Genomic DNA, 229 nt, shown 5'->3' with positions numbered 1-229 from the left:
CCGACTCCCTCGACCGCAGCGGCCTGGACCCCGAGGCCTGCGCGGTCCTCACCACGCTCGCCGCCGCGGCCACCCAGCGCGTCGTCTGACCGCGAGCCGGCGCCAGTTCCGCGCGAGCCGGTGACCAGCAGCGCGCCGCCGCCGACGTCGTACTCGATGTAGTAGCGGCTGCTGGCCTGCACGGGCAGGACCCCGGTGGTGTTGGGCAGGGGACGCCGGGTCACCCCGC

The 229-nt window shown here is 76.4% G+C and carries 1 protein-coding gene; it reads right to left on the bottom strand.

Features of this window, described 5'->3' with window-relative positions; translation table 11 throughout:
• The coding region (locus QWJ41_RS21505; protein ID WP_302710538.1) for a hypothetical protein at positions 1-229 on the bottom strand (229 nt) is incomplete at both ends.

Origin of the sequence: Nocardioides cremeus (genome assembly GCF_030518195.1) — a bacterium.
GTDB lineage: Bacteria > Actinomycetota > Actinomycetes > Propionibacteriales > Nocardioidaceae > Nocardioides > Nocardioides cremeus.
This window is presented reverse-complemented; position numbering and strand designations above follow the sequence as displayed.